This is a genomic window from Nocardiopsis sp. NRRL B-16309, from assembly GCF_001279585.1.
GTDB lineage: Bacteria > Actinomycetota > Actinomycetes > Streptosporangiales > Streptosporangiaceae > Nocardiopsis.
Genome location: NZ_LGEC01000149.1, coordinates 1 through 454 on the forward strand (window position 1 = coordinate 1; position 454 = coordinate 454).

The 454-nt window shown below is 57.9% G+C and carries 1 rRNA gene; it reads left to right on the forward strand.

The window, feature by feature from the left end:
- Positions 1 to 81, forward strand: a 16S ribosomal RNA gene (locus ADL05_RS29130); the annotation flags it as partial.
- Between the last annotated feature and the right edge of the window lie 373 nt (positions 82 to 454).

Here is a 454-nt window from a genome sequence, read left to right on the forward strand (position 1 = left end):
TGAGTGAAGGTGGGGCTGGCGATTGGGACGAAGTCGTAACAAGGTAGCCGTACCGGAAGGTGCGGCTGGATCACCTCCTTTCTAAGGAGTCTTTTGAAGGTCGGCATTTCCTACGCCGACCGGACTCGAAAGTGGACCCGGCCGGTGCAGTTCTGCACTGGTGTCGGGAGTGGCTTGAAGAAGACGAACTTGACCTCCGACGACTAGAAGCGTCGGGGGGCGCGCTGTTGGGTGTCTGAGGAAGCAACCTCTGACCGCCTTGGCCCTGTGAGGGGTTTGGGCGGTCGAGTTGTCTCCCGCGGACCGCCTCTGAGAACTCTCAGAACCCTGTCAGGGGGCTGTTTCAGCCTCTGGTGGTGTGAGTGGTGTCGGAGCTTGCGGTTGGTGTTTTGATTTGTGAATAGTGTGCGCGAGCATCTTATTATCTGTAGTGGCCAAGTGATAGTGGCACACG